The following is a 20,983-nucleotide window of genomic DNA, read 5'->3' as shown; positions in this document are numbered from 1 at the left end:
GCGTCAGCGTGAACTCGACGGCGCTTTTCCCGCGAATGCAGAGGGTCGGTGAGTGCGTCGCGGCCGTGCGCGTCGCGCTCGTTTCGGTGACGATCGCTGGAACGATCCTCACCGCACTCGCGGCCTGCTCCTCGTCCGACGACGCTGTCGTCGCGTACCCGCCCGGGGCCGGCCATCCGACCGATGGGACGGACGATGCCTCGGAGGAGGACGCGAGCGCTCCTGGCGCGGACGACGCGGCCCGTGACGCGACTACCCCCGAGCCGCTCGTCGGCACGAAGCTGCTCGCGGCCTCGGTCTTTCTCGAAGGCGTGACGACCGACGGTCATCTCGCGTTCTTCGCGGACGCCGATCTGATGGTGCTCCCGTCGGGCGCGAGCACGCCCACGACCGTCGTGAAGGACTTTCACAACGACACTGACTCGTGGCTCGTGCGCGGACGCTTCGTCGCCGCGTGGCTCGGTACCGCGGCGAAGGGCCCGATGACCCTTTGGTCGAGCGCGAGCGGCGTCGTGACGGCAGCGCCCTTGACGGTGCGCGAAACGCTTTATCCTCGCGGCACGTCGGACTCGTTCGCGTACTTCGCGCCGGGCACGAGCGCGCTCCAAGACGATCTCTATGCGACGAGTGCGGGGGCTGGCCCTGGCACGCTCGTCGTTGCCAATCTCGATCGAGGCCTCCTCGATTCGCAGTGCCGGCGCTCGGTGTTCTTCACACCGTCGGCACTGCTCGTGGCCGGGTGCGTCGGCGCCGATAGCACTCCGCGGGTGGCCACCTACGACCTGGGTGGCGGCGGTGTTTCGAACGTGGTCCTGCAAGGCTCGGCGCCGGGTGTCTGGCTCGATCACGCCGCGACCCACGCGGTCGTGCAGACGAGCGCGCAGTCGTCGATCCGGGCGCTTGCCGGTGGCGGCTCGCCCGTGGTCCTCGACACCTCCATTCGGCAGGCGGCCTTCTCGGCGGACGATTCGAAGGTCGTCTACCTGCGTAGCGACGGCGCGGTTCGCCGTGCGTCCACGGCGTCGCCCGCGTCGCCCATCAACCTCGCGACGGGGGCCATCCAACTCCTCGCGCTCTCGCCGGACGCCCGTTTCACGGCCTTCGCGACGAAGGGAACGCCGTCCAATCAGGATTCGGACATCGTCGTCGTCGACGCCAACGCGAGCAGTGCCGCTCCGCGTGTGCTCGCGGCCGACCATGCATGGGTCGCAGGAGTGTCGACGAGCGGTAGCGAGCTGGTCTTCTTCGTCCCCGACGACCCGCCCATCCAAGGGACTCTTTCGGTTGCCTCGCTCGGCACCGGAACGACGCAAACGATCTCGACCTCGGCGCAGCGCGTCGTCTTCGACGGTCGCGTGCTCTATTGGCAGGAGTTCGTCGTCGCCAAGAAGACGAATGTGCTCAAGGCCGTGCGGATGAGCGATCGGTCCAACGTGATCGTCGTCGACGAGGATCTCGACCCGCTCACGACGCAGGTCATGATCGCGGGCTCGAAGCTCTTCGTGGGCAACAAGCTCGGGCTCTGGTCGTATCCTGCGCTTGCACCGTGATGGATGCTCGAAGTGGCCTGTCGCCTGGCGACGTGATCGCGGGACGCTACGTGCTCGAGCGAAAGCTCGGCGAAGGCGGCATGGGTGCGGTCTGGGCGGCGAAGCACACGCTTACGGCGCGCGAGCACGCGCTCAAGTTCGTGCATGCTCCGTCGCCGCGAGAGGCTGCGGACACGCAGCGTCGCGAGGCAACGCAGAAGAGAATGCTCCGCGAGGCCCGGGCCGCGGCGGCCGTTCGCCATCCGAACGTGGTCAACGTGCTCGACGTCATCGAAGACGTCGAGGGGCGCCCCGTGCTCGTCATGGACCTTCTGCGGGGCGAGTCGCTCGGTGAACGGCTCGCGCGCGACAAGACGCTGTCGGTGAAGGACGCGCTGCGCATCGTGGACGCGATGCTCGATGCGCTCGAGGCGGCTCACGGAGCCGGGATCGTCCATCGCGACCTCAAGCCCGACAACGTCTTTCTCGCCGACGATGGGAACGGTGGCCCGCCATCCATCAAAATCCTCGACTTCGGCGTGGCCAAGCTGACGGCGACCGATGGCCCGGCGCGCGCCACGAACCTGCTGACCGAGTCGGGCGCGATGCTCGGCACCCCTTGCTACATGGCGCCCGAGCAGGCGTTTGGCGACGGTGAGGTCGATGCACGTACGGATCTGTGGGCCGTCGGCGTCATTCTTTACGAGGCTCTCGCGGGGGAGCGTCCGGCCGATGGCGCGACGCTCGGGCAGGTGCTGAAGGTCCTCGCGACGGGGGCGATCGTGCCGATCGAGCGGAAGGTCCCGGAGTTACCTCCGGATCTCGCGTCGTTCGTCGGACGTCTGCTGTCGAGCGATCGTGCGGGGCGCCCGCAGTCGGCGAAGGCCGCGCGCGAGATCGTGGCGTCGCTCGTGCTCGACAAGGCAGCCCCGGCGGTCGAGGTCCCCGCGCGCCGTCCGATGGTGACGCGCGTTGCCTTCGGTGGCGTTGCGCTTCTTGGTGTCGTCGCCCTCGCAGGAGCGGGCACCTGGAGGTGGGCGAAGCGGACTTCGGTGACGCTGTCGGTGGCCTCGTCGGCGCCGATTGCGACGATCGACATCCGGTCGGTGCCCGAAGTCGCTCCGTCTTCGCCTCCGCCCATCGATGCTCCGCCGGCCACGGTGGCGGCTTCCGTGCCTTCGTCGGTCGAGCCGCCGCGTCCGAGGCGATCGGCCGCGAGCGCCAAACCGCGGGTCGTTGCACCCGCGACGTCGGCCGTGCCTGCCAAGACCAGCGACTCGAAGTTGCTGACAGATCCGCCTTTTTGACGGAGGATCGCGGCGATGTCGTGGCGCCCGCCTTCGCTGCTCGTGCTCGGCTTCATGGGCGTCTTCGCGGCGCTGGTGGTGACGACGCCGGCCGTCTCGCGCGCCGACGAGCCCGACCTCACCGAGGCGCGAGATCAGTTCAAGCGCGGCGCCGAGCTCGCGAAGGACGCGCAATGGGCCGCGGCGCTCGCGGCCTTCGAGCGGTCGGCGAAACTCAAGCCGCACGCGTGGACGACCTACAACATCGGTGTCTGCGAGCGTGCGCTCGGCCAGTACGTGCGGGCACGCAAGACGTTCACGCGCGCCCTCGAGCAGCGCGGCAAAGACGGAGAGCTGCCGGATTCGACGGCCCTCGACATCCAGAAGTTCCAGGGCGAGATCGGTGCGCTCGTGGCGACGCTCGACATCACGATCGAGCCGTCGGACGCGCGCATTGCCGTCGATGGTCAACCGCTCGAGGTGGTCTCCCGAGATGGCGAGCGCCCCGTTGCACTCGCAGGGACGCTGGCCGCCGGCACGGGGCGTCAGGTTCCGGCTGCGGACTTTCGCGTCTTGCTCGATCCGGGGCACCACGTGTTCGTGATCGCGCGCGAAGGCTTCTCGGACGCCGTGCACGCCGAAGACGTTCGGCCCGGGGATCGGCGCGCCCTGCACCTCTCGCTCGATCGGCTGCCGGCGACGCTACATGTCGCGGCGGATCGAACGAATGCGGTCGTCACGGTGGACGACCTCGACGTCGGTGTGGCGCCCGTCACGTTGCTGCGGCCGGCCGGCAAGCACCGCGTGCTGGTCCGGCGTGCGGGTTTTTTGCCGTACGAAACGGACGCCGTGGTTCGGCCAGGACAGCGTGTCGAGCTCGTTGCAAATCTTCGCGAAGACAAGCCGAGTCTTCTCTCGCGATGGTGGTTCTGGACGGCGGCGGGCGTCGTGGTGACGGGGGCGGCTCTCACGACGTACGCGCTGACGCGTCCCGAACCCGAGCGGCCCGCCGTCAACGGAGGAGGCCTCGACTGGACGGTGCGCGCGCCGTAAACGCGCCCGCGATCAGGCGCTCGACTCGCGGACCAAGCGACTGAGGCTCACGTCGATTTGACTCAGACAGAGCCGCGCCACGCTCGCGACCTCGCTCGTGGCGAGACCGAGGCGCTCTCTGAGCAGCTCGCGGGTCCGTGAGTGGAGCTGCTCGCGGATCTGTCCGAGCCAGCGCGAGACGCTCACGCGATGGACTCCGTAGACGGTGGCCACCTGCTCGACGGCGAGCCCGTCGATGTAGACGAGACGCAGGACGCTACGCTCGCGTGCCGAGAGCTCGGCGAACGCGTCTTGGAAGGCTTGCTTGAACGACGCTCCGTAGCGCCGACGAACGTGCTCGAGCGCAGGGTCGTCGTCGTGCGCCACGTCGCGAATCCGCGAATCCGCTTCGGTCATGCGCCGCCGCGCGCGTTTCATGCTGATGACGGCGTGGACGACGACGGCGCGGAGGAAGGCGCCGAGCGGACCTTTGCCCGAATAGGAGGCTAGGCCCGGGGGCTTGCCGTTCGTCCCGAGGAAGAGTTTTTCGCGAATCGTCTGTTTGACGTCGTCCGCGAGCGCCGTGTCGACGCGCAAACGCGCGAGAGCGCGCGCAATGTCCGAGGCGAAGCGAGCCTCGACTTCGGCGATAGCTTCTTGGTCGCCGGCGACGCAGGCCTTGGCGAGCTCGAGATCCGAGCCTTCGAACATGCGGGAAGAGAGCTTACCGGAGCCGGACCGACTGGTACACTCGGGGAGATGGCATGCCTCGATGCCGACGCCCTTGTGGAGTACTTCGCCTCCTTCACCCCCATCACTTCCTTCCAGGTCGGCGCCCATTCGGGTGCTCTGTCCATCGACGGCGCGTCAGAGTCGGGCAGCGGCGACCGCATGGAGGCCGTCCGCGCACACATCGACGACTGTGAAGCCTGTCGCTCGCTCGTCGTGGCGTACGTACTCCTCGCCGACGGCGGAGACAGCGAGCCGTCGGACGCGACGCGCATGGCGTCCACCGTCCCTTCGGACCAGGCCGTACGCGAGGCGCGGACGGTCACGAATTTGAGCGCGGGAGACGTCGTCGGAGACCGCTACGTGCTCGAGCGCGTGGTGGGCGAGGGCGGTATGGGCGTGGTCTGGGCCGCGCGTGAGTACGCCTCTGGGGCGACATTCGCCATCAAGTTCCTCAAGGCCGAGAGCACCGAGCTCTGTCGCCGCTTCGACCGCGAAGCGCGCATCGCCTCCTCGCTCCGGCACCCCAACGTCCTCGAGGTCCGCGCCGCGCTCTCCTTGCCCGATGGCACGCCGGGACTCGTGATGGATCTCCTTCGTGGACGCTCGCTCGCCGCCGAGCTTTCACGCCGCTACCGGCTGCCGGGCGAAGAGGTCGTCGCGTACTTTCTCACGCTCGTTTCGGCCGTTCGTGCCGCGCATGCCCTCGGCGTCGTGCATCGCGATCTCAAACCGTCGAACGTCTTTCTGGCGACCGAACGCGACGGCTCCCCACCGGTCGTGATGCTTCTCGACTTCGGGCTCGCCAAGCTCGTAGCCGTCGATGAGGCCGCTGCCGAGAAGCTAACGCGAACCGGAGCCGTGCTCGGAACGCCGGCATACATGGCGCCCGAGCAACTGTTCGGCGAGCCGGGCGTGGACGGTCGCGCCGACGTCTGGGCGATCGGCGCGATGGCGTACGAGTGCCTCGCAGGGCGTCGGCCGCTCGAGGGGAAGTCGTACGCGCAGCTCGTGCGGAGCGCGACACGCGGAGCGATTGCGCGGACGGCGGACATCGTGCCGGACATTTCGCCGCTGCTGGCGTCGACCGTCGATGGGATGCTCGCCATCGATCCGGCGGCGAGGCTTCCGCTCGCGGAGGTGCATGCGCGGCTCGATGAGCTGCATGCACCCTCCTGACGAGTGCGGGGGGGGCGGTTCAGACCGCGGAACGAAGCTCGCTGACGAGGGCGCGGACGCTCGCGAGGCGTTCTTCGGGGGTGCGGCCTTCTTCGATTCGACGCACGATGGCAGAGCCGACGACGACGCCATCGGCGCGCGCGGCAGCAGCCTTCGCGCGCTCGGCCGAGTCGATGCCGAACCCTACGACCGTGGGCAAGCCGGTGGACTCACGGACGCGCCCTGCGTGCTCGCCGGCCTCGGTGAGGGCGCTTACTGCTCCCGCGCCACCTGTCACGCCGGTCATCGAGACGTAGTACACGAACGGGATCGCCGCGGTGCGTGCGGTCTCGGCGATCTGCTTCACGCGCTCGGGGCGCGTGGTGGGCGCGACGAGCGGAACGACGCCGAGGCCGTGGGCCGACGCCGCTTCGCGCAAGGGCGCGGCTGCGTCGAGGGGCAGATCGACGACGAGAAATGCGTCGACGCCGGCCTTCGCCGCGATCTTCGCCGCTTCCGCGTCGCCGCGAACGAAGAGCGGGTTGTAGTAACCGAAGAGCACGATGGGGACGTCCGAGCGGTCGCGAATCGCGCGCGCGACGCGCAGCGTGGTCTCGAGCCCGCCTCCCTTGGTGAGCGCTCGCTGGCTCGCACGCGCGATCGCCGGCCCATCAGCCGACGGATCGCTGAACGGATTGCCGAGCTCGAGGATGTCCGCGCCGGCCTCGACGCACGCAAGCGCGAGATCGACGGACTCTTGCTCGTTCGGGTCGCCCACGCAGAGATACGTAACGAGGGCTTTCTTTCCTTCGGCTGCTCGCGCCGCAAACACGTCGCTCAGACGACCCATCACGCGCTCTCCTTGGACTTCGTTTCGCTCGTTTCGCTCGGCACGAGATTCTTCAGGTACGTCTCGAGGTCTTTGTCGCCACGGCCCGAGAGGCAGAGGAGGAGGTTGGCTGGACGATCGAGCGTCTGGCGCACATCGGAGGCCACGAGACCGAGCTTCGCGAAGCCGTGCGACGTCTCGAGCGCGGGGACGATGCCTTCCGTTTTCATGACGAGCGCCGCCGCGGCGAGGGCCTCCTCGTCGGTGGCGGAGATGTATTTGGCGCGCGTGGAGTCCTTCAAGAACGAATGCTCCGGACCCACACCCGGGTAATCGAGACCCGCGCTGATCGAGTGCGCTTCTTCGACCTGACCTTCGGCGTTGCATAGCAGGTAGCTCTTCGAGCCGTGCAAGACGCCGACGCGCCCAGCCGTGAGCGTTGCCGCGTGCTTGCCGGTGTGAACGCCGTGGCCGGCCGCCTCGACGCCGTAGAGCTTCACGCTTGCAGCCGTCAAGAAGCCACGGAAGAGACCAATGGCGTTCGAGCCACCGCCGACGCACGCGATCGCGGCATCGGGGAGGCGGCCCGTGCGCTCGAGAATCTGCGCGCGCGCCTCTTCGCCGATCACGCTCTGGAACTGTGCGACGAGCTCGGGATACGGGTGGGGCCCCGCCGCGCTGCCGATGCAGTAGTGCGTGGTCGCGATGTTCGTGACCCAGTCGCGAAGGGCCTCGTTCATCGCGTCTTTCAGGGTCTTCGAGCCCGATTCGACGGCGACGACCTTCGCTCCGAGGAGCTTCATGCGTCCGACGTTCGGCGCCTGCCGCTTCACGTCTTCCGCGCCCATGTAGACTTCGCAGGGCAGCCCGAAGAGCGCGCAAGCCGTGGCCGTCGCGACGCCGTGCTGGCCGGCGCCCGTCTCGGCGATGATGCGCGTCTTGCCCATCTTCGTCGCCAGGAGGACCTGCCCGAGCGCGTTGTTGATCTTATGCGCCCCCGTGTGACAGAGGTCTTCGCGCTTCAAGAACAGGCGACCGAGCGTCTTCCCCGTCGGGTCGATGAGGCGCGCGAGCCGCACCGCTTCGGTGAGCGGCGTGGGCCTGCCGACGTAGGTGGCGAGCAAACTCTTGAGCTCGGTCTGGAAGGCGTCCGACGCGGCGATCCGCTGGCTCGCGTCCGTGAGCTCATCGAGCGCAGGAATGAGGGTTTCGGAGACGTAACGGCCGCCGTACGGCCCATACCAACCTGCGCCGGGGAATGTGGATCGCAACACGCGGTGCAGGCTACCACACGGACGCGGCTGCTCCGTGACGTCGGTCTCTTTGTTCGAGCGTTTCTGTCACCGGCGATGGGAGGCGGCGAGGAAGGTTCGGGAGTGGCCTGCGCCGTAGCTCGACGTTCAATGCCGAACGGACGAGCAACATGCATCCCACGAGGGCGAGGGTGGGGCCGACGAAGCCGCGCAGACGCAGCCCAGCGAGGGCGAGGCCTGCCCCCACTCCGCCGATCATCGTGCGGGATGCCGGCGAGCGATCGCTCGGCGCGAGCTGCCAACCGCGCGCTGCCGTTGGTGCGCGCCGCCAAGTAGGGCCATCGTCGGAGACGCCTTGTCGTCGCTCGGTCATGAGGTCGACCACCGAGTCGACGCCTTCGACCCGCGCAATGCTACGGACCACGTGCGCGCGCTTCTGCGTGGAGACCTCGCCCGTGAGGATCACGCAGCTGCGTTCGGTGGTTGCAGAGATCCCGCCGTGCGGAACGAGCCGAGCGAGACGCTCGAGCACGCGCCCCTCGACCGTTGCGTCCGGTACGGCGGTCCGTTGGAGGTGGCGGAGCGCGCGCGAAAGGATGCGCTCTCGCTGACGTCGCCGCGCCACGCGCGCATCGACGGCGTAGAGCACAGCAGCGCCAGCGAGGAGCGCGAGCACAGTGGGACGAGGCTTCGAACGCATCACCGCCCTTCCGCGAGCCCTGACGCAGAACTCGGCATTCGAAGGTGAGGGAGCAAGCCGTGCGCCGCGGGGCCCGAGATGGAGAACCGAGAAGGAGAACGAGAACCGAGAACGAGATCGGTCAGCGCAGCACGGCACGCAGGAGTACGACGAGGCTGGTCGAAAGCATCGCACATAGCGCAACCGTGACGAGCGCCAACGCGAGCGTGCGGTCTAGCGAGAGCTTCTCTTCCTGCGCTCGAGCATCGCGATCCATGGTGCCTGCCTCACCGAGGACGAAGTGCACCGTGCATGCCGCAAGGGAGCGTCCTGATGAGCTACTTCGTGCGTTTTGCAGGCTGCGATTTCTTCGACGCCTTCGTGCGTGCGCTCGTCGAGCCGCTTGCAGCGTCCTTCGCCTTCGACGTTACCTTCGTCGAGGACGGCGCGACGTTCGCCTTGGCCATCGTCGTCTTCTGCGGCTCGTGCTTTTTCTCGTCTTCGGCACGTTGCGCACGTTGCGCACGTTGGGCCGCCTTGTTCTTAGGCTTTTCGCCCGGCGTTTCGCTCGTAGGGCGAGGCTCCGTCCGCGCCCGCATTTTGAGCGGTTTGGGCGAGGCGCGAAGGGAGGCGAAGGCGCCTGTCCGATCTGCCTCGAGGACCGCAGCCCAAACATGCCGGCAGCCGGTCATTTCGAGCGCGTTCGAGGCGCACGAGCACGACGTGGCGAGCTCGCCGTCGTTCGCTTCGAGGTGCACCGTCTGCGTGCGCTTACCTCGGACGGTTGCGTGCCCCGAAGTCTCTGACGTCAGGGCGAGCACGACGCGCCCGTTCGCAAAGTAGCCGTAGCCGGCCACGCACGCGTTTGGCGCGAAGTGAGGCCCGAGGCGATCAGCAATGCGAATCGCGACGCTTGCCGGACGCGCTGGGCGCGGCGGACGAGCGGGGAAGGTGAGCGTGGGGCGTGCGGACGGGGAGGTTTGCGTGGTCATCGTGCCTCGCCGAAGAGCGAGACGCGTGCCTGCTTCTGCCCATAACGAATCCGCGCGCTTGGCGCGGCGTCAGCCTGGCCCGGCCAGTTTCGACCCTGGCCCGGCCAGTCGGCCTCTCAGTCTTCGTCGAGCGCCGTTCGCAAGAGGCGGGCAACCGCGACGTCGAGCGACGGGTTGTGTGTCTTGTCGAGCAGCATCTGGACCTGCTTCTTGATCGTGCTCGGAGCCACCTTGCGGAGATCGGCGAGCTCGCTGCGGAGCGCACCACGCGCGGAGAGGTCGAGCAAACTCGCTTCGCTGGTCGTCAGATCGTAGCGATAGGTCCAGCTCTTGACCGCCGCCTCGATGCGCCCAGCACGAAGGTGCGCGCGGGCCAGGGCACGCAGGGCAAAGACCTCGAGCTGCGCGCTGTCGACGGGCTTCAGCAGATAGTGGACACCGATCGTGTGCGCCTCGGCGAGGCGTTCGGCGTCGACCCGTCCGGAAAGGACCAGAACGGGGACGGCCGGATCACGGGTTCGTGCCGCCCGAGCGACGTTGAACCCCGACCCGTCTGGAAGACCGACGTCCACGACCAGCGCATGGAACACCTTTGCCGCGAGCGCAGCTTGGGCCTCAGACATCGTCGTGAAGAGCTCTGTGTCTCCGTGCGGACCAAGCACACGCGTGAGATACCGACCTACGCTCGAATCGTCTTCGGCCACGAGGAAGGAAACACCCGGTGCCATCACTCCCAGAATGTCATGCGATATCTTGCTGCGCTAGCTGTCCGATTTCGCCACCGTGCAACTTGCCCCGTGGGAGAGTCGCTCACTGCGAACGCCTTCCGCACACTGCGTCGCATGCTTGCGGAATGACACGAGGGCAATCTGGCCATCCTGCCCATCCTGCCCATCCTGCGCACGCCTCTCCGGTGGTTGACGGCCCCGGGCCGCCCGGAAAGCATGCCCGCCATGGAAATCCGGAGCCTGGGAACCAGCGGTCTCAAAGTCAGCGCGCTCAGTCTGGGAGCAATGACCTTCGGCGAGTCGGCGACGTTCATGAAGGGGGTCACGTCCAGCGACGACGAGGCGCGCAGGGTCTTCGATCGCGCCCTCGAGCACGGCGTCAACCTCATCGATACCGCGAACGTCTACAGCGAGGGGCGGAGCGAGGAGCTCGTCGGTCAGTGGTCGGCGGGCAAGCGTCACAAGGTTCTCATCGCGACGAAATGCCGGTTCCCCGTCGGCTTCGGTCTGATGGAAAAACCTGGTCCGCACGACATGGGACTCTCGCGCAAGCACATCGTCGCCGCGTGCGAGCAGTCGCTGAGCCGGCTCAAGACTGACTTCATCGACCTCTATCAGGTGCACATGCAGGACACGACGGTCCGCATCGACGAGACGCTGCGCGCGCTCGACGACCTCGTCACCGCCGGCAAGGTTCGCTATGTCGGCTGTTCGAATTACACCGGCTACCGGCTGATGGAGTCGCTCTGGTCCGCCGAGAAGAATCGGACCCACCGCTATGAGTCGGTGCAGCTGCAGTGGTCGCTGCTCGAGCGCGGCGCCGAACGGGAGGTCGTTCCGGTTTGCCGTGAGTACAAGCTCGGCGTCCTTGTCTGGTCGCCCCTCGCGAGTGGGTTCTTGACGGGCAAGTACCGCCGGGGCCAGGCGCCGCCGGCGGGTGCACGTCTCGCGGAGTGGAAAGACACGATGGCGAGACTCGGCCAAGAGCGATCGTACGATCTGCTCGATCGCCTCGCGGTCGTGGCGCAGCGGCGTGAGGCCAGCTCGGCGCAGGTCGCGCTTGCCTGGCTTCTGGCGAAGCCGACGGTCTCCAGCGTCATCCTGGGGGCCCGGACGATCGCCCAGCTCGACGACAATCTGCGTGCCATCGACGTGAAGCTCACGCCCGAAGACGTCAAGGAGCTCGATGAGGCTTCGGCGCCGGATTGGGCGTACCCCTACGCCTTCATCGGTCGGCAGCAGGTCTGGTAGGGCGGGAAGAGACGAGCCGCGAGGGGCGTTCACCGGTCATGCAGGACGACGCCTCCCCACTCGTGCACGCCTATGCGGCGCCGCGTAGCCCCGTCACGAATGCGACAGGACACGAGGTCGCCGCCCGGCTGCGTAAGCGCGCCTGGATCTCGCTCGTAGCCTCCTTCGGTTTGCTGGTCGGCGGCATCGCCTTGGGAGGCGTTATCGACGCCCGAGATTCGACGGCACTCATCGCGCTCGCATCCTCCGCGCTCGGGGTCCTCGGCGCCGTGTTCGGGGTTGTGGCGCTCGTCAAAGGGGGAACGGCGGTGGGCGCGAAGGGGACCGTGGGGAGCGTCTTCGCGGTCCTTCTCAATCTCATGATGACCGGCGTTGGGCTCCTCACGGCGCTCCTCGCCACGATGAGCCTGTCGCGCGGTCGTCAGCTCCGGAGCTTTGGCCGGGTGCTTCTTCCGCCCGTCACCACCGGTGACGACTGGGCGAAGCCGAGCGATCAGCGTGCGCCGGGTTTCGAACTCGACGAGGCCACGCGGCTCGCGCTCGCCGCGCAGTGGCGTGAGAACGGACGGACCGAACACGCGTCGGTCGCGGCGTTCGCTCGCTTGACGCTCGACCTCGTCGCGCTAGGCGCGCCGCCGGCGCTCGTGCGCTCGGCGAACGAAGATGCCATCGAGGAGATCCGCCACGCCGAGCTTTGTTTCGCGGTCGCGCGATCGATTGACGGCCGCGCGGAGAGCCCGGGGGCCTTTCCGCAGGCTTCGCGCGCACGCACGCTCGTCGGGCCGCGCACCGCGCAACTCGCTCAGCTCGCCGTCGATTCGCTCGTCGACGGAGCGCTGCACGAGGGGGTCTCGGCGCGCATCGTCGCCAAGCTCGCGCGACGTACCGCGGATCCCGCCGTGCGAGAGATGTTGAAAGAGATCGCCGCGGACGAAGGCCGGCATGCGCGCCACGGCTGGGACGTCGTGAAGTTCTGTCTCTCGGAGGGCGGCGAGCCCGTCGCCTACGCGCTCGAGGCCGCGGGCCGCGCGTTGCCCAAGACCATGCGCACGCCCTTGCCCGACGCGGCACGAAGCGGCGCTTGGGAGCGCTTCGGCATCATGAGCGAAGCGCTCGAAGCCACCGAGTTCGAGGCTACGCGGCGCGATCTCGAGGTGCGGCTCGCGAGCCTTCTCGCTCCGTATCTCGCCGTGGCCGCGTGAACCGCGTTAGTGAGGCTGGGGGATCACCGAGCCGGTCTTCACGATCTCGAAGTCCGAGCCCTTGATCTTGCCCAGCGAACTGACGAGATCGCCCATCGCTGGTTTCCACGCGTTTTCGCTCTCGCCGGTGATGTACCAGTCCGATCCGTTGTCCGCGAGGATGAGGCCGTATTTCTTCATGGCCGTCACGACGATCTTCGACGGGCCCGTCAACTTCGAGTCGTCGAAACTCGCCTTGAGACGAACGCGGAGGCCCATCGGCGGAAGCGAGGTGTCCTTGCTGCCTGCTGCATGCGTCGCCGGGTGAATGTAGGCGTCGCGCGTGGCGTCCATCGTGAAGCGGATGGCATGGGTGATCTCGCCGCGCTGAACCTCTTCCCATCGAACGAGGCCGGCCATCACCGACATGCCCGCCGCGTCGGCGGACGTCCAACCTTCGGGACGAAGCGCGTTCGAGTCCAGGCTGAAGACCGCACCGCTCGCCGCTGTGAAGCCCGCGCCCGACTGGTTCTGTGTATTGTACAATTCGTACAGCATGCAGTGATCGGGCGCGCCGTCGTTGGCGAGGAAGATGAGGTGGCGATCGTCGCCCGTCTTGGCGCCCGGACCTCCCTCGATCTTCGCGTCGAGGGGGATCGGGTAGCAGAACTTTCCTCCGCCGGAAGGGCAGGGGACCGGGTCGCTCTCCGTGGGACCCCAGCTGGTCGTCCAGGTGATCGGCACCGGGGTCGAGGCCTTGCCGACGGTGATCGGCAGACCGTATTGCTCGTCGACCGTGCCCCAATCCGGATGCAAGCCCGTGCCGAGGCTCATGTGAGGCATCACGCTCGTCATGAGATCGGTATCGACGGAAGCCGTCGAGACGTCCGTGTTCCACGGATTGTCGTTCGGGAAGATGCGGCAGCCCGCATAGGTCGTTCCGGGGCCGGGCGTGCCCGACGTTCCCGAAGTGCCGCTGGTGCCGGAGGATCCGCTCGAGCCGGACGTGCCTGTCGACCCGCTCGAGCCGGTGGTCGTTCCGTTCGACCCGCTCGTTCCGTTCGACCCCGACGTGGATCCGTTCTCCGGTGACGAGCCGGACGCGTCGTCGCTACCGCACGCCGCTGCGGTCATCGCGAGCGTCGATGCAGCAAACGTGAATGCCACGACCATGGAAGCGCTGAAGCGTTGACTCATCGCCGTACCCCTCTCGGTGGTGATGGTAGTCCCAGCCGTGGCACCTTTTGCACGACGAACCAACGATGACGTTCACTTGGCGCAACAAGTGTCGCGCGACGATCGATGGGGATGTTCGTGCGCCTCCATCCATCCGGTCCGTGGCTCGTCTTCTCCACGCACACGTGTGAGCCGTGTGGGCAATGTAAGCGTTGCATGCCGGCGAGAGCCCGCCTTCCGTCCGCCGGAGCGCGGGCATGGCCCTCGATAGCCTGGTTTGCCGTCGGAGCCGCCATCGCCTGCTTCGCAGGCATGATCAACGGTGCGGCGGGGGTGATCCTGGCCGCCGGAGCCTCGGGAGTCGCCGGAGTTTTTGCACTTTTCTCGCTCCAAAGTGGGGCTCGATGACCGTCGGGCGCGATCCGGACGCCCCTGTCGCGCTATAACCGGGGGCCGATGTCCGCTTCCGTCGAACGTGAGGATCCGCGCGCCGAAGATCGCGTGGGGAGCGTCCTCAACGACAAGTGGACGCTCGAGCGTCTTCTCGGCAAGGGCGGCATGGCCGCCGTCTACGCCGGTCGCCACCGCAACGGCGCTCGCGCGGCGGTGAAGGTCCTACATCCGGACATCGCCAGCGTCGACGAAGTCCGCGAACGCTTCCTCCGCGAAGGCTACGCCGCGAATCGCGTGGAGCATCGCGGCGCCGTGCAGGTGCTCGACGACGACGTCGTCAAAGAAGGCCCCGACGCGGGCACGGCGTACATCGTGATGGAGATGCTCGAGGGCGAATCCCTCGAGGAGCGCGGTAAGCGAGGAGCTCGGCTCACCGAACACGAGCTGCTCGTCATCATGGAGGCCGTGCTCGAGGTCCTCGAGGCCGCGCACGCACACGGCGTCGTCCATCGCGACCTCAAGCCCGAAAATCTCTTCCTCGCGCGCGATCCCGAGCGCGAGGGCATTCGCGTCAAGGTGCTCGACTTCGGCCTCGCGCGCCTCAGCGAAACGGGGCCGGTCACCAGCGCGGGCTTGGCGCTCGGTACGCCGGCGTACATGTCTCCCGAGCAAGCTTCGGGGAAGACCTCCGAAATCGACGGCCGAACGGATCTCTTCGCCCTCGGCGCGACGGCGTTCCGCCTCATCACCGGCCGGCGCATCCACGACGCCGACAACATCGTGATGCAGGTCGTGAAGATGGCAACGGTGCCTGCACCGCGCATTCGCACGGTCAAAGCCGACGTGTCGGAACCGTTCGCTCGCATCGTCGATCGAGCCATCGCGTTCAACCGCGAAGATCGCTATCCCGATGCCACGGCGATGCTCGCAGACGTGCGCGCTGCGCGCGACCTGCTCGCTGGCGACGGCCCCACGATGCTCGTGATGCCGTATTCGATTCGCCAGCCCGCGACGTCGCGCGTGTCTCGCTCGTCGAACCCGCCGGCGCTCGAGCCTGCGTCGGCGCAGCCGGCCAGCATGGACGCGACGATGGAGGTCTCGTCGCGCGAGCTCGCCCTCGAGCCTCCGCGCTCCCGTGTCGGCTCCGAACCGCGCCCCCAAGCGCGCCCCGACGACGAGTCCAGCGTGGGCGCCACGGCGGACATTCGGCACGAGAGCAATCGCGCTCCGGCGCGGCGCAAGTCCGAGCGTTCCTCGCGCTGGCCTTGGGCCGTGGGCCTTCTGGCTGTCGGCGGTCTCGCCTGGCTCAATGCTTCCGAGATCCGCGCGCGTCTCACCGAATCGGGAGTGCTCGGCGCCCTCGATCTCGACGCGAGCGGAGCGGTCGCTCCCGGCGCCGAGCCCGAGCCCTCCGACAGCGGCGTGGCAACGTCCGAGCTCGACGCGGAGCTCGCCATGCCTGTCGATCCCGCGGTGCGCCTCGATACGAAAGACGCCGAGGCCGATCTCGCGGACGCCGAAGCGACCGACGGCGGTGACGCGGGCGATACGGGGGACGCTGGCGACGACGACGACGACGATATCGAGACCGATGCGGGGCCTTCGTCGGCGCCGCTCGCCGTCGAACCGAAGCCGCGCGCGAGCGCAGGACCGCACGCCGGCACGAAGCGTCCGCCCCCCAAGAGCCCGAAGAAGGTCGTGCCCGGCGACCATCGCAAGCGCAAGCGTCCTCGCTGACCTCAGCCGCGAAGATCACGGGGACGAGGTTGCAGGGGAGCCCTCGGGCGGAGCATATTCGCGCTCCTCATGCCCTTGTCGCACGCGTTCGTGACGGCGCCGTCGTCCACCCCGGATCGTTGGTTCGTGTTCCTCCACGGTATCCTCGGATCGGGAGCGAACTGGCGAACGTTCGCGAAGCAAATCGTCGGCGCGCGACCTTCGTGGGGCGTGGTTCTCGTCGATCTCCGGCTGCACGGTGAATCGCAGACAGGCTTCTCGCCGCCGCACACCGTGGCCGCAACCGCAAACGACGTCGCCGAGCTCGTGGCGAGCATCGGCCATCGCGGTCCGGTGCGCGCCGTCCTCGGCCATAGCTTCGGCGGGAAAGTGGCGATCGAATACGCGCGCGGGCATGGCGCGTCGCTCGATCATCTGTACGTCATCGACTCGACGCCGAGCGCGCGCCCCGACTATCGCGGCTCCTCCGGGACGATGCACATCGTCGATCTGCTCCGCAATTTGCCCGAGGAGTTCGGCGATCGAAATGCGTTTACCACGTGGATGGAGGAACGCGGTGTCGCGCGCCCCATCGCCATGTGGCTCGCCATGAACGTGCGACCGGTTCCCAACACGACGCGGTTCGAGTTCCGCATCGACGTTCCGGGTATTCGCGCGATGCTCGAGGACTACTTCATTCGTGACTCGTGGGACGTTCTCGAGAACCCGCCGGGCCTGATGCGGACACACCTCATCGTGGGAGGCGCGTCCGACATCGTCGACCAAAGCGACATTGCCCACGCTGCGCGCTGTCCGCGCACGACCATCGACGTCCTTCCGAACGTTGGTCACTGGGTGCACGCCGAAGCTCCCGACGCGCTTCGTGACCTCGTGCTCGGCTACCTCGACGGCTAGCTAGCCCCGATCACTCGGCCGCGGCGCTCGCGTCCGTCTCGAGCTCCATCTGCTCGTTCGCATCGCTCGACCCCGAGCGCTTGCCTCGTCGCGTCCGCGTGGGGTTCGCGAGAGAGGGGCTGCTCTCCTCGACGCTCGACGCGCGCGCCGGACGGCCCGGACCACGCTTGGCGGCACCGCGGATCTGAATCGGTTCGAGCATCGCTTCGAGCTCGGGTTGATCGGCCGCGTAGATGCGCGCGTAGGCCAGAGCGCGCTCCGAACGGGCGGTCAGCACTTGCTGGACTTCGATGAGACGCGCCTTGGCAGCCTCGAGGGCGGCCTCCGCCGTCAGCAGCGCCGCGTGGGTCGCCTGCACCTCGGCGATCGAAGAAGCTAGGATTTCCCCGCTGGCGTCAGGGAAACGAATGTCGCGGAGGGGGCCTTCGAAGATCTCGAGGAGCTGGAACGCGAATGCAGGGGTGGGCTCGGTCATAGACTGAACGTTAGTGCAGTCTTTCGGTTCCGTCGAGAAAGAAGCAAAAGAGCTCAGCGGTTCGTTGTGGATCAGCTCGTTCCGCGGAAAGAGCATCATGGCCAAGAGATTCTCCGTGCTGCTGCTCGCCGGTGTCCTCACCGTCGCGGTCAGCTCCGCTTGTGGTTCGAGCAAGGACAACTCCTTCGATGAAGGGGCAGATGCGTCGACGTCATCGGGCTCGAACTCGAACGGGCCCTCGACGGGTTCGTCTGGGAGCCTCGGCTCGAGCGGTGGACCGAGCAACGGCACGGACGGCGGTGATCTCGGCACGTGCGCAGCGCAGACGGAGTCGGCCAAGCAGCTACCGCTCGACATCCTCGTGATGCTCGATTCATCCGGCTCGATGATGGCCACGACGGGCGCGGATGGAAAGGGGCCCACGAAATGGGCATCGGTGAAGACTGCGCTCAACGCGTTTCTCACCGATCCAAGCTCCGCGGGGATCGGCGTCGGCCTGCAGATCTTTCCGATCGTCCACCCCGGTGCACCCGCGACGTGCACATCGAACGCTCAGTGCAACGTCGGAGGCGTGAGCCTCGGTCGCTGCTTCCTCAAGGCCTGCTCTCCCGCCAACTCGAACGACCCCGTCGTGAGCTGTGATTCGGACGCAGACTGCGGTGGCCGCAAGTGCCGAACCACGGGGGCGTGCATGCTGGGGCCGCTCTCGACGGGCAGCAGCTGTCTCGTGGGCGATCCTGACTACGGCTGCTTGATCGGATCCTGCGCGGCGAACACCGTCGGCTATTGCGAGGGGGACTCCTGCGTCGCCTCAGACTACGCCAACGTCGCGGTGAACATCGGGGCGTTGCCCGGCAACGAGGCGGCGCTCACCTCGAAGATCAACAGTCTGCCGGATCCCAAGCCCAACATGATGACGCCCACGGGGACGGCCATGCAGAGTGGGCTCGCGTACTCGAAGCAGTACGCGACCGATCATCCCGGTCATGCGGTGGTCATGGTCCTCGCGACCGACGGGCTGCCCACCGTTTGCACGCCGCTCGACATTCCGGGCATCGCCAACCTCGCGTCCATGTCGGCTTCGGGGTCGCCCAGCGTGAAGACGTTCGTGATCGGCGTCTTCTCGGACGACGAGAAAGCCACGGCTACGACGAACCTCAACGCCATCGCGACGAGCGGCGGCACCGGCTCGGCGTTCATGGTGAGCACGGGGGCGAACGTCACCGCGCAATTCCAGCAGGCGCTCGAGAAGATCCGCGGTCAGGCGCTGCCGTGCCAGTACGAAGTTCCGAAGCCCGAGGCGGGCACGGCCGACTACGACAAGGTCAACGTGCAGTACACGAGCGATAACGGTACCGCTTCGGTTCTCGGCAACAAGAAGGCGGCGGGCGACTGCGATGCCGCCGGCGGCTGGTACTACGACGTCGATCCGGCGAGCGCTGCGCCGTCGAAGATCATCTTGTGCCCGTCGACCTGCGACACGATGAAGAACAGCACCGGCACGGCGAAGGTCGACATCCTGCTCGGCTGCAAGACCATCGTGAAGTAGCGCGCGTCGAACGGTACGAACGACGAGACGCAAAGACGAAACGCACGCTTGGCCTCCGGTCGCGGAGAGCCCAGCGTGCGTTTTTCGTTTCGCGCGTTCTTCGTTTCGCGCTGCGTTCAGACGACGAAGTCGAGGAGCTGGAGGCGCGTCGTGTAGTCGTCGAGCTTGGCCTTGAATTCGTCGACGAGCGTGTCGAGCTTGACGACCACGCCGCCTTCGTCTTCGCGGACGATGCTGCCGCTGACGAGGATCTCGCCGGTGGGCATCACCATCACGCCCGCCCAGTGGCTCCGATCGTTCGTGAGCGAAGGCGCGCTGCCTTCGAGCTTCAAGTAGCCCTGGCTCACTTCGAGGACGGCGGCGAGCTTGCCGCTGTCGAGGCGCACGTGCGAGGCGTAAGCCTGCGTCGGCGACACGCGGTAGTTCGCGCGGCGGTTGTTCTCGATGAGCGTGTCGAGGGTCTCGAAGAGCGGCTTCGAGATGTCGGTCTCCTTCGCCGCGAGCACGGTCTCGCGCATCTGCTTCATCGACTTCTGCGTGCGAATCAGGTTCGAGCGCATCTCGTCGAGCCGGCGGCGATCACGGCCAACCTTGTCGCTCACGACGTGGAGCAGGTTCTTGTAGAACGCGAAGCCGATCTCGCCGCGCTTCTCGAAGAAGGCATGGAGCGTGTCGACGGGGACGGAGAGCAGCGTCGCGCCGGAGGTGGTGGTCGCGGTGGTGCTGCGCGGGATGCCCGTGAGCGAGCCGAGCTCTCCGACGGGGGCCACGGGGCGAAGCTGGAATCGAACGGCGCCCTCTTCCTCGATGGTGACCTCGCCGCTCGTCAGGATATCGAACGTGGCCGCGATCTCACCGGGCCTGAAGAGGACGGTGCCACCCTTGTGCGTGACCGTCTTGAAGATGGCGACGAGCTCCTTGAGGTGGCCCTCGGAGATCCCCTGAAACAACGGCAACGCCTGGAGCTCGTGAACGATCGACACGGCAACACCTCCTCGCGGTCAGGACCGCGGCGGCTACGTTACAGCGCCGTGGCGCGAGCACAAAGCGGCGTCGCGCGTTTCTCAGCGGCTCGTCTTGAGGATGGCGCCGAAGAAGTCGGAGATGGCGGGGACCGCGAACGTGGTCATCTCGTGGCCGATGCCGCTCGTCTCGCAGTACACGAGCGGCGCGCTCGGAGGGCAGGCCGCGTTGCGCCGGCACATCGGGAGCTTGTCGGGCACCCAATCGTCGCCACAAGCGTTCTCGCGAGCCCAGAAATCCCGGGCGCGGCGGGCATCGGCGATGGGCAGAACGTTGTCTCCGGTGTCGTGTGTCATCCACACGCCAACCGCGCCACCGCAAACGTCGGTGAAGGGCCCAGGGCCCGACACGGCGCCGATCGCGCGGATCTCCGACTGGCGAAGGCACGCCAGCTGGTTCGCGAAATTACCGCCCGAGCTGAAACCGGTAGCGAGAACGTTGGTCCGGTCGACGCAGTAGCGTTCGGAGAGCTCGCTGACGACCGCGTCGAAGAGCGCTGTGTCGTCATCTCCGTGGAGATCCCAACGTGGAACGTCACCGCCGGTGCCGTCGATGCGCCTTCTGACGAGCGCCTGCGGATAGACGTAGAGGGCGTCGGGGACATGCGCTTCGACGTCGAACCACTCGCGCATGTGGACGGGATTCGTGTCGCCGGCGCCGTGCAGGACGAACACGAGCGGCGTCGGAACACCGGCCTGATAGGCCGCCGGAACGGAGAGATGATACGTGCGGCTCTTGCCGGCAGCGACGGTCTGCTCCTGCGTCACCGTTCCGACGTCCGGCGGGCTGACGCTGCAGCCCATCGGCTCGGCGGGCGTCGTGCCTGCGTCGTCGTTCGGCTTGTTGCCCGGCGGTGTTCCAGCCTCGTCCTCCGAGCTCGGCGGTGGTTCGCCTGGGGGCTTTGTCGGGTCTTCCGGTGGGTCGCTCGAGGGCGATGCTGGTCCCTCGCCACTGCAACCGACCAGCAGGGTGGAAAGGAGAGCGAACGAGAAGGAACGCACGCCGCCCGAAACCTCGCAACGCCCGTACGACCCGACAAGATGACGGCGATGAGCGACTTCGAGCGCTCGCGCCGAGCCTCACGCGGCC

At 67.4% G+C, this 20,983-nt stretch carries 20 protein-coding genes; 9 read left to right on the top strand and 11 right to left on the bottom strand.

The features are described from left to right. Positions 1–35 precede the first annotated feature (35 nt). The 3 genes from AKJ09_RS43490 to AKJ09_RS43480 are packed head-to-tail and all read left to right on the top strand — an operon-like array spanning position 36 to position 3,868. The gene (locus tag AKJ09_RS43490) at positions 36–1,550 is read left to right on the top strand and encodes a hypothetical protein (protein WP_146653746.1); all 1,515 of its coding nucleotides are present in this window, start codon (positions 36–38) and stop codon (positions 1,548–1,550) included. Then, positions 1,550–2,836, top strand: a complete 1,287-nt coding sequence (locus AKJ09_RS43485) for a serine/threonine-protein kinase (RefSeq protein WP_146653745.1) — start codon at positions 1,550–1,552, stop codon at positions 2,834–2,836. The genes AKJ09_RS43490 and AKJ09_RS43485 overlap by 1 nt, the downstream gene beginning before the upstream one ends. Positions 2,837–2,851: 15 nt before the next feature. Next, the gene (locus AKJ09_RS43480; RefSeq protein ID WP_146653744.1) at positions 2,852–3,868 is read left to right on the top strand and encodes a PEGA domain-containing protein; all 1,017 of its coding nucleotides are present in this window, start codon (positions 2,852–2,854) and stop codon (positions 3,866–3,868) included. A gap of 12 nt (positions 3,869–3,880) precedes the next feature. Here AKJ09_RS43480 and AKJ09_RS43475 read toward each other — a convergent pair whose 3' ends face one another. Next, a complete protein-coding gene (locus AKJ09_RS43475) occupies positions 3,881–4,558 on the bottom strand; it encodes a sigma-70 family RNA polymerase sigma factor (RefSeq protein ID WP_240488825.1) in 678 nt (225 codons plus the stop codon). 48 nt (positions 4,559–4,606) lie between these two features. Between AKJ09_RS43475 and AKJ09_RS43470 the strand changes: the two genes are divergently transcribed. After that, a complete protein-coding gene (locus tag AKJ09_RS43470) occupies positions 4,607–5,755 on the top strand; it encodes a serine/threonine-protein kinase (RefSeq protein WP_146653742.1) in 1,149 nt (382 codons plus the stop codon). 19 nt (positions 5,756–5,774) lie between these two features. On the opposite strand, the gene trpA is transcribed toward AKJ09_RS43470, so the two are convergent. The 6 genes from trpA to AKJ09_RS43445 all read right to left on the bottom strand — a co-directional run bounded on the left by trpA (position 5,775) and on the right by AKJ09_RS43445 (position 10,215). Further along, complete coding sequence (trpA, locus tag AKJ09_RS43465) at positions 5,775–6,584, bottom strand: tryptophan synthase subunit alpha (protein WP_146653741.1); 810 nt, start codon at positions 6,582–6,584, stop codon at positions 5,775–5,777. Then, positions 6,584–7,837, bottom strand: a complete 1,254-nt coding sequence (trpB, locus tag AKJ09_RS43460) for a tryptophan synthase subunit beta (RefSeq protein WP_146653740.1) — start codon at positions 7,835–7,837, stop codon at positions 6,584–6,586. The genes trpA and trpB overlap by 1 nt, the downstream gene beginning before the upstream one ends. A 10-nt stretch (positions 7,838–7,847) precedes the next feature. Then, on the bottom strand, positions 7,848–8,516 hold the full coding sequence (locus AKJ09_RS43455; RefSeq protein WP_146653739.1) for a BON domain-containing protein: 669 nt from the start codon (positions 8,514–8,516) through the stop codon (positions 7,848–7,850). Between the two features lie 121 nt (positions 8,517–8,637). Continuing rightward, positions 8,638–8,772: a hypothetical protein gene (locus AKJ09_RS55810; RefSeq protein ID WP_275936699.1), complete on the bottom strand. Its 135-nt coding sequence runs from the start codon at positions 8,770–8,772 to the stop codon at positions 8,638–8,640. Positions 8,773–8,833: 61 nt separating this feature from the next. Further along, the gene (locus AKJ09_RS43450) at positions 8,834–9,487 is read right to left on the bottom strand and encodes an SWIM zinc finger family protein (RefSeq protein ID WP_146653738.1); all 654 of its coding nucleotides are present in this window, start codon (positions 9,485–9,487) and stop codon (positions 8,834–8,836) included. A gap of 116 nt (positions 9,488–9,603) precedes the next feature. Then, the gene (locus AKJ09_RS43445; protein ID WP_146653737.1) at positions 9,604–10,215 is read right to left on the bottom strand and encodes a response regulator; all 612 of its coding nucleotides are present in this window, start codon (positions 10,213–10,215) and stop codon (positions 9,604–9,606) included. A gap of 225 nt (positions 10,216–10,440) precedes the next feature. On the opposite strand from AKJ09_RS43445, the gene AKJ09_RS43440 reads away from it, so the two are divergent. Together AKJ09_RS43440 and AKJ09_RS43435 are read left to right on the top strand one after the other, a co-directional pair. Continuing rightward, positions 10,441–11,466 carry an aldo/keto reductase gene (locus tag AKJ09_RS43440; RefSeq protein ID WP_146653736.1) on the top strand — a complete coding sequence of 342 codons (1,026 nt, stop codon included), beginning with the start codon at positions 10,441–10,443 and terminating at the stop codon, positions 11,464–11,466. Between the two features lie 38 nt (positions 11,467–11,504). Continuing rightward, positions 11,505–12,668 carry a ferritin family protein gene (locus AKJ09_RS43435; RefSeq protein ID WP_146653735.1) on the top strand — a complete coding sequence of 388 codons (1,164 nt, stop codon included), beginning with the start codon at positions 11,505–11,507 and terminating at the stop codon, positions 12,666–12,668. Positions 12,669–12,674: 6 nt separating this feature from the next. On the opposite strand, the gene AKJ09_RS54530 is transcribed toward AKJ09_RS43435, so the two are convergent. Then, complete coding sequence (locus tag AKJ09_RS54530) at positions 12,675–13,844, bottom strand: hypothetical protein (RefSeq protein WP_205633955.1); 1,170 nt, start codon at positions 13,842–13,844, stop codon at positions 12,675–12,677. A gap of 435 nt (positions 13,845–14,279) precedes the next feature. Here AKJ09_RS54530 and AKJ09_RS43425 point away from each other — a divergent pair, with 435 nt between their 5' ends. Beyond that, positions 14,280–15,953, top strand: a complete 1,674-nt coding sequence (locus AKJ09_RS43425) for a serine/threonine-protein kinase (protein ID WP_146653734.1) — start codon at positions 14,280–14,282, stop codon at positions 15,951–15,953. A 69-nt stretch (positions 15,954–16,022) separates the two neighbouring features. Continuing rightward, positions 16,023–16,847: an alpha/beta fold hydrolase gene (locus AKJ09_RS43420; protein WP_146653733.1), complete on the top strand. Its 825-nt coding sequence runs from the start codon at positions 16,023–16,025 to the stop codon at positions 16,845–16,847. Positions 16,848–16,857: 10 nt separating this feature from the next. Here the strand turns inward: AKJ09_RS43420 and AKJ09_RS43415 are convergent, their stop codons facing one another. Then, on the bottom strand, positions 16,858–17,322 hold the full coding sequence (locus tag AKJ09_RS43415; protein WP_146653732.1) for a hypothetical protein: 465 nt from the start codon (positions 17,320–17,322) through the stop codon (positions 16,858–16,860). A 97-nt stretch (positions 17,323–17,419) separates the two neighbouring features. On the opposite strand from AKJ09_RS43415, the gene AKJ09_RS43410 reads away from it, so the two are divergent. Continuing rightward, the gene (locus AKJ09_RS43410; RefSeq protein WP_146653731.1) at positions 17,420–18,871 is read left to right on the top strand and encodes a VWA domain-containing protein; all 1,452 of its coding nucleotides are present in this window, start codon (positions 17,420–17,422) and stop codon (positions 18,869–18,871) included. 116 nt (positions 18,872–18,987) lie between these two features. On the opposite strand, the gene AKJ09_RS43405 is transcribed toward AKJ09_RS43410, so the two are convergent. Together AKJ09_RS43405 and AKJ09_RS43400 are read right to left on the bottom strand one after the other, a co-directional pair. Next, positions 18,988–19,854, bottom strand: a complete 867-nt coding sequence (locus tag AKJ09_RS43405) for a cyclic nucleotide-binding domain-containing protein (protein WP_146653730.1) — start codon at positions 19,852–19,854, stop codon at positions 18,988–18,990. Between the two features lie 81 nt (positions 19,855–19,935). Beyond that, positions 19,936–20,895 carry a CE1 family esterase gene (locus AKJ09_RS43400; RefSeq protein ID WP_146653729.1) on the bottom strand — a complete coding sequence of 320 codons (960 nt, stop codon included), beginning with the start codon at positions 20,893–20,895 and terminating at the stop codon, positions 19,936–19,938. Between the last annotated feature and the right edge of the window lie 88 nt (positions 20,896–20,983).

This window comes from Labilithrix luteola (assembly GCF_001263205.1).
Lineage (GTDB): Bacteria > Myxococcota_A > Polyangia > Polyangiales > Polyangiaceae > Labilithrix > Labilithrix luteola.
The sequence above is the reverse complement of the archived record's forward strand: the minus strand, read 5'-3'. Positions and strand labels throughout refer to the sequence as shown.

What these genes read in the sequence shown, in the direction of transcription:
- AKJ09_RS43490 (WP_146653746.1), top strand. Translation starts at nt 36, where the DNA reads ATGCAGAGGGTCGGTGAGTGCGTCGCGGCCGTGCGCGTCGCGCTCGTT.
- AKJ09_RS43485 (WP_146653745.1), top strand. Translation starts at nt 1,550, where the DNA reads ATGGATGCTCGAAGTGGCCTGTCGCCTGGCGACGTGATCGCGGGACGC.
- AKJ09_RS43480 (WP_146653744.1), top strand. Translation starts at nt 2,852, where the DNA reads ATGTCGTGGCGCCCGCCTTCGCTGCTCGTGCTCGGCTTCATGGGCGTC.
- AKJ09_RS43475 (WP_240488825.1), bottom strand. Translation starts at nt 4,558, where the DNA reads ATGTTCGAAGGCTCGGATCTCGAGCTCGCCAAGGCCTGCGTCGCCGGC.
- AKJ09_RS43470 (WP_146653742.1), top strand. Translation starts at nt 4,607, where the DNA reads ATGGCATGCCTCGATGCCGACGCCCTTGTGGAGTACTTCGCCTCCTTC.
- trpA (WP_146653741.1), bottom strand. Translation starts at nt 6,584, where the DNA reads ATGGGTCGTCTGAGCGACGTGTTTGCGGCGCGAGCAGCCGAAGGAAAG.
- AKJ09_RS43455 (WP_146653739.1), bottom strand. Translation starts at nt 8,516, where the DNA reads ATGCGTTCGAAGCCTCGTCCCACTGTGCTCGCGCTCCTCGCTGGCGCT.
- AKJ09_RS55810 (WP_275936699.1), bottom strand. Translation starts at nt 8,772, where the DNA reads ATGGATCGCGATGCTCGAGCGCAGGAAGAGAAGCTCTCGCTAGACCGC.
- AKJ09_RS43450 (WP_146653738.1), bottom strand. Translation starts at nt 9,487, where the DNA reads ATGACCACGCAAACCTCCCCGTCCGCACGCCCCACGCTCACCTTCCCC.
- AKJ09_RS43445 (WP_146653737.1), bottom strand. Translation starts at nt 10,215, where the DNA reads ATGGCACCGGGTGTTTCCTTCCTCGTGGCCGAAGACGATTCGAGCGTA.
- AKJ09_RS43440 (WP_146653736.1), top strand. Translation starts at nt 10,441, where the DNA reads ATGGAAATCCGGAGCCTGGGAACCAGCGGTCTCAAAGTCAGCGCGCTC.
- AKJ09_RS43435 (WP_146653735.1), top strand. Translation starts at nt 11,505, where the DNA reads ATGCAGGACGACGCCTCCCCACTCGTGCACGCCTATGCGGCGCCGCGT.
- AKJ09_RS54530 (WP_205633955.1), bottom strand. Translation starts at nt 13,844, where the DNA reads ATGAGTCAACGCTTCAGCGCTTCCATGGTCGTGGCATTCACGTTTGCT.
- AKJ09_RS43425 (WP_146653734.1), top strand. Translation starts at nt 14,280, where the DNA reads ATGTCCGCTTCCGTCGAACGTGAGGATCCGCGCGCCGAAGATCGCGTG.
- AKJ09_RS43420 (WP_146653733.1), top strand. Translation starts at nt 16,023, where the DNA reads ATGCCCTTGTCGCACGCGTTCGTGACGGCGCCGTCGTCCACCCCGGAT.
- AKJ09_RS43415 (WP_146653732.1), bottom strand. Translation starts at nt 17,322, where the DNA reads ATGACCGAGCCCACCCCTGCATTCGCGTTCCAGCTCCTCGAGATCTTC.
- AKJ09_RS43410 (WP_146653731.1), top strand. Translation starts at nt 17,420, where the DNA reads ATGGCCAAGAGATTCTCCGTGCTGCTGCTCGCCGGTGTCCTCACCGTC.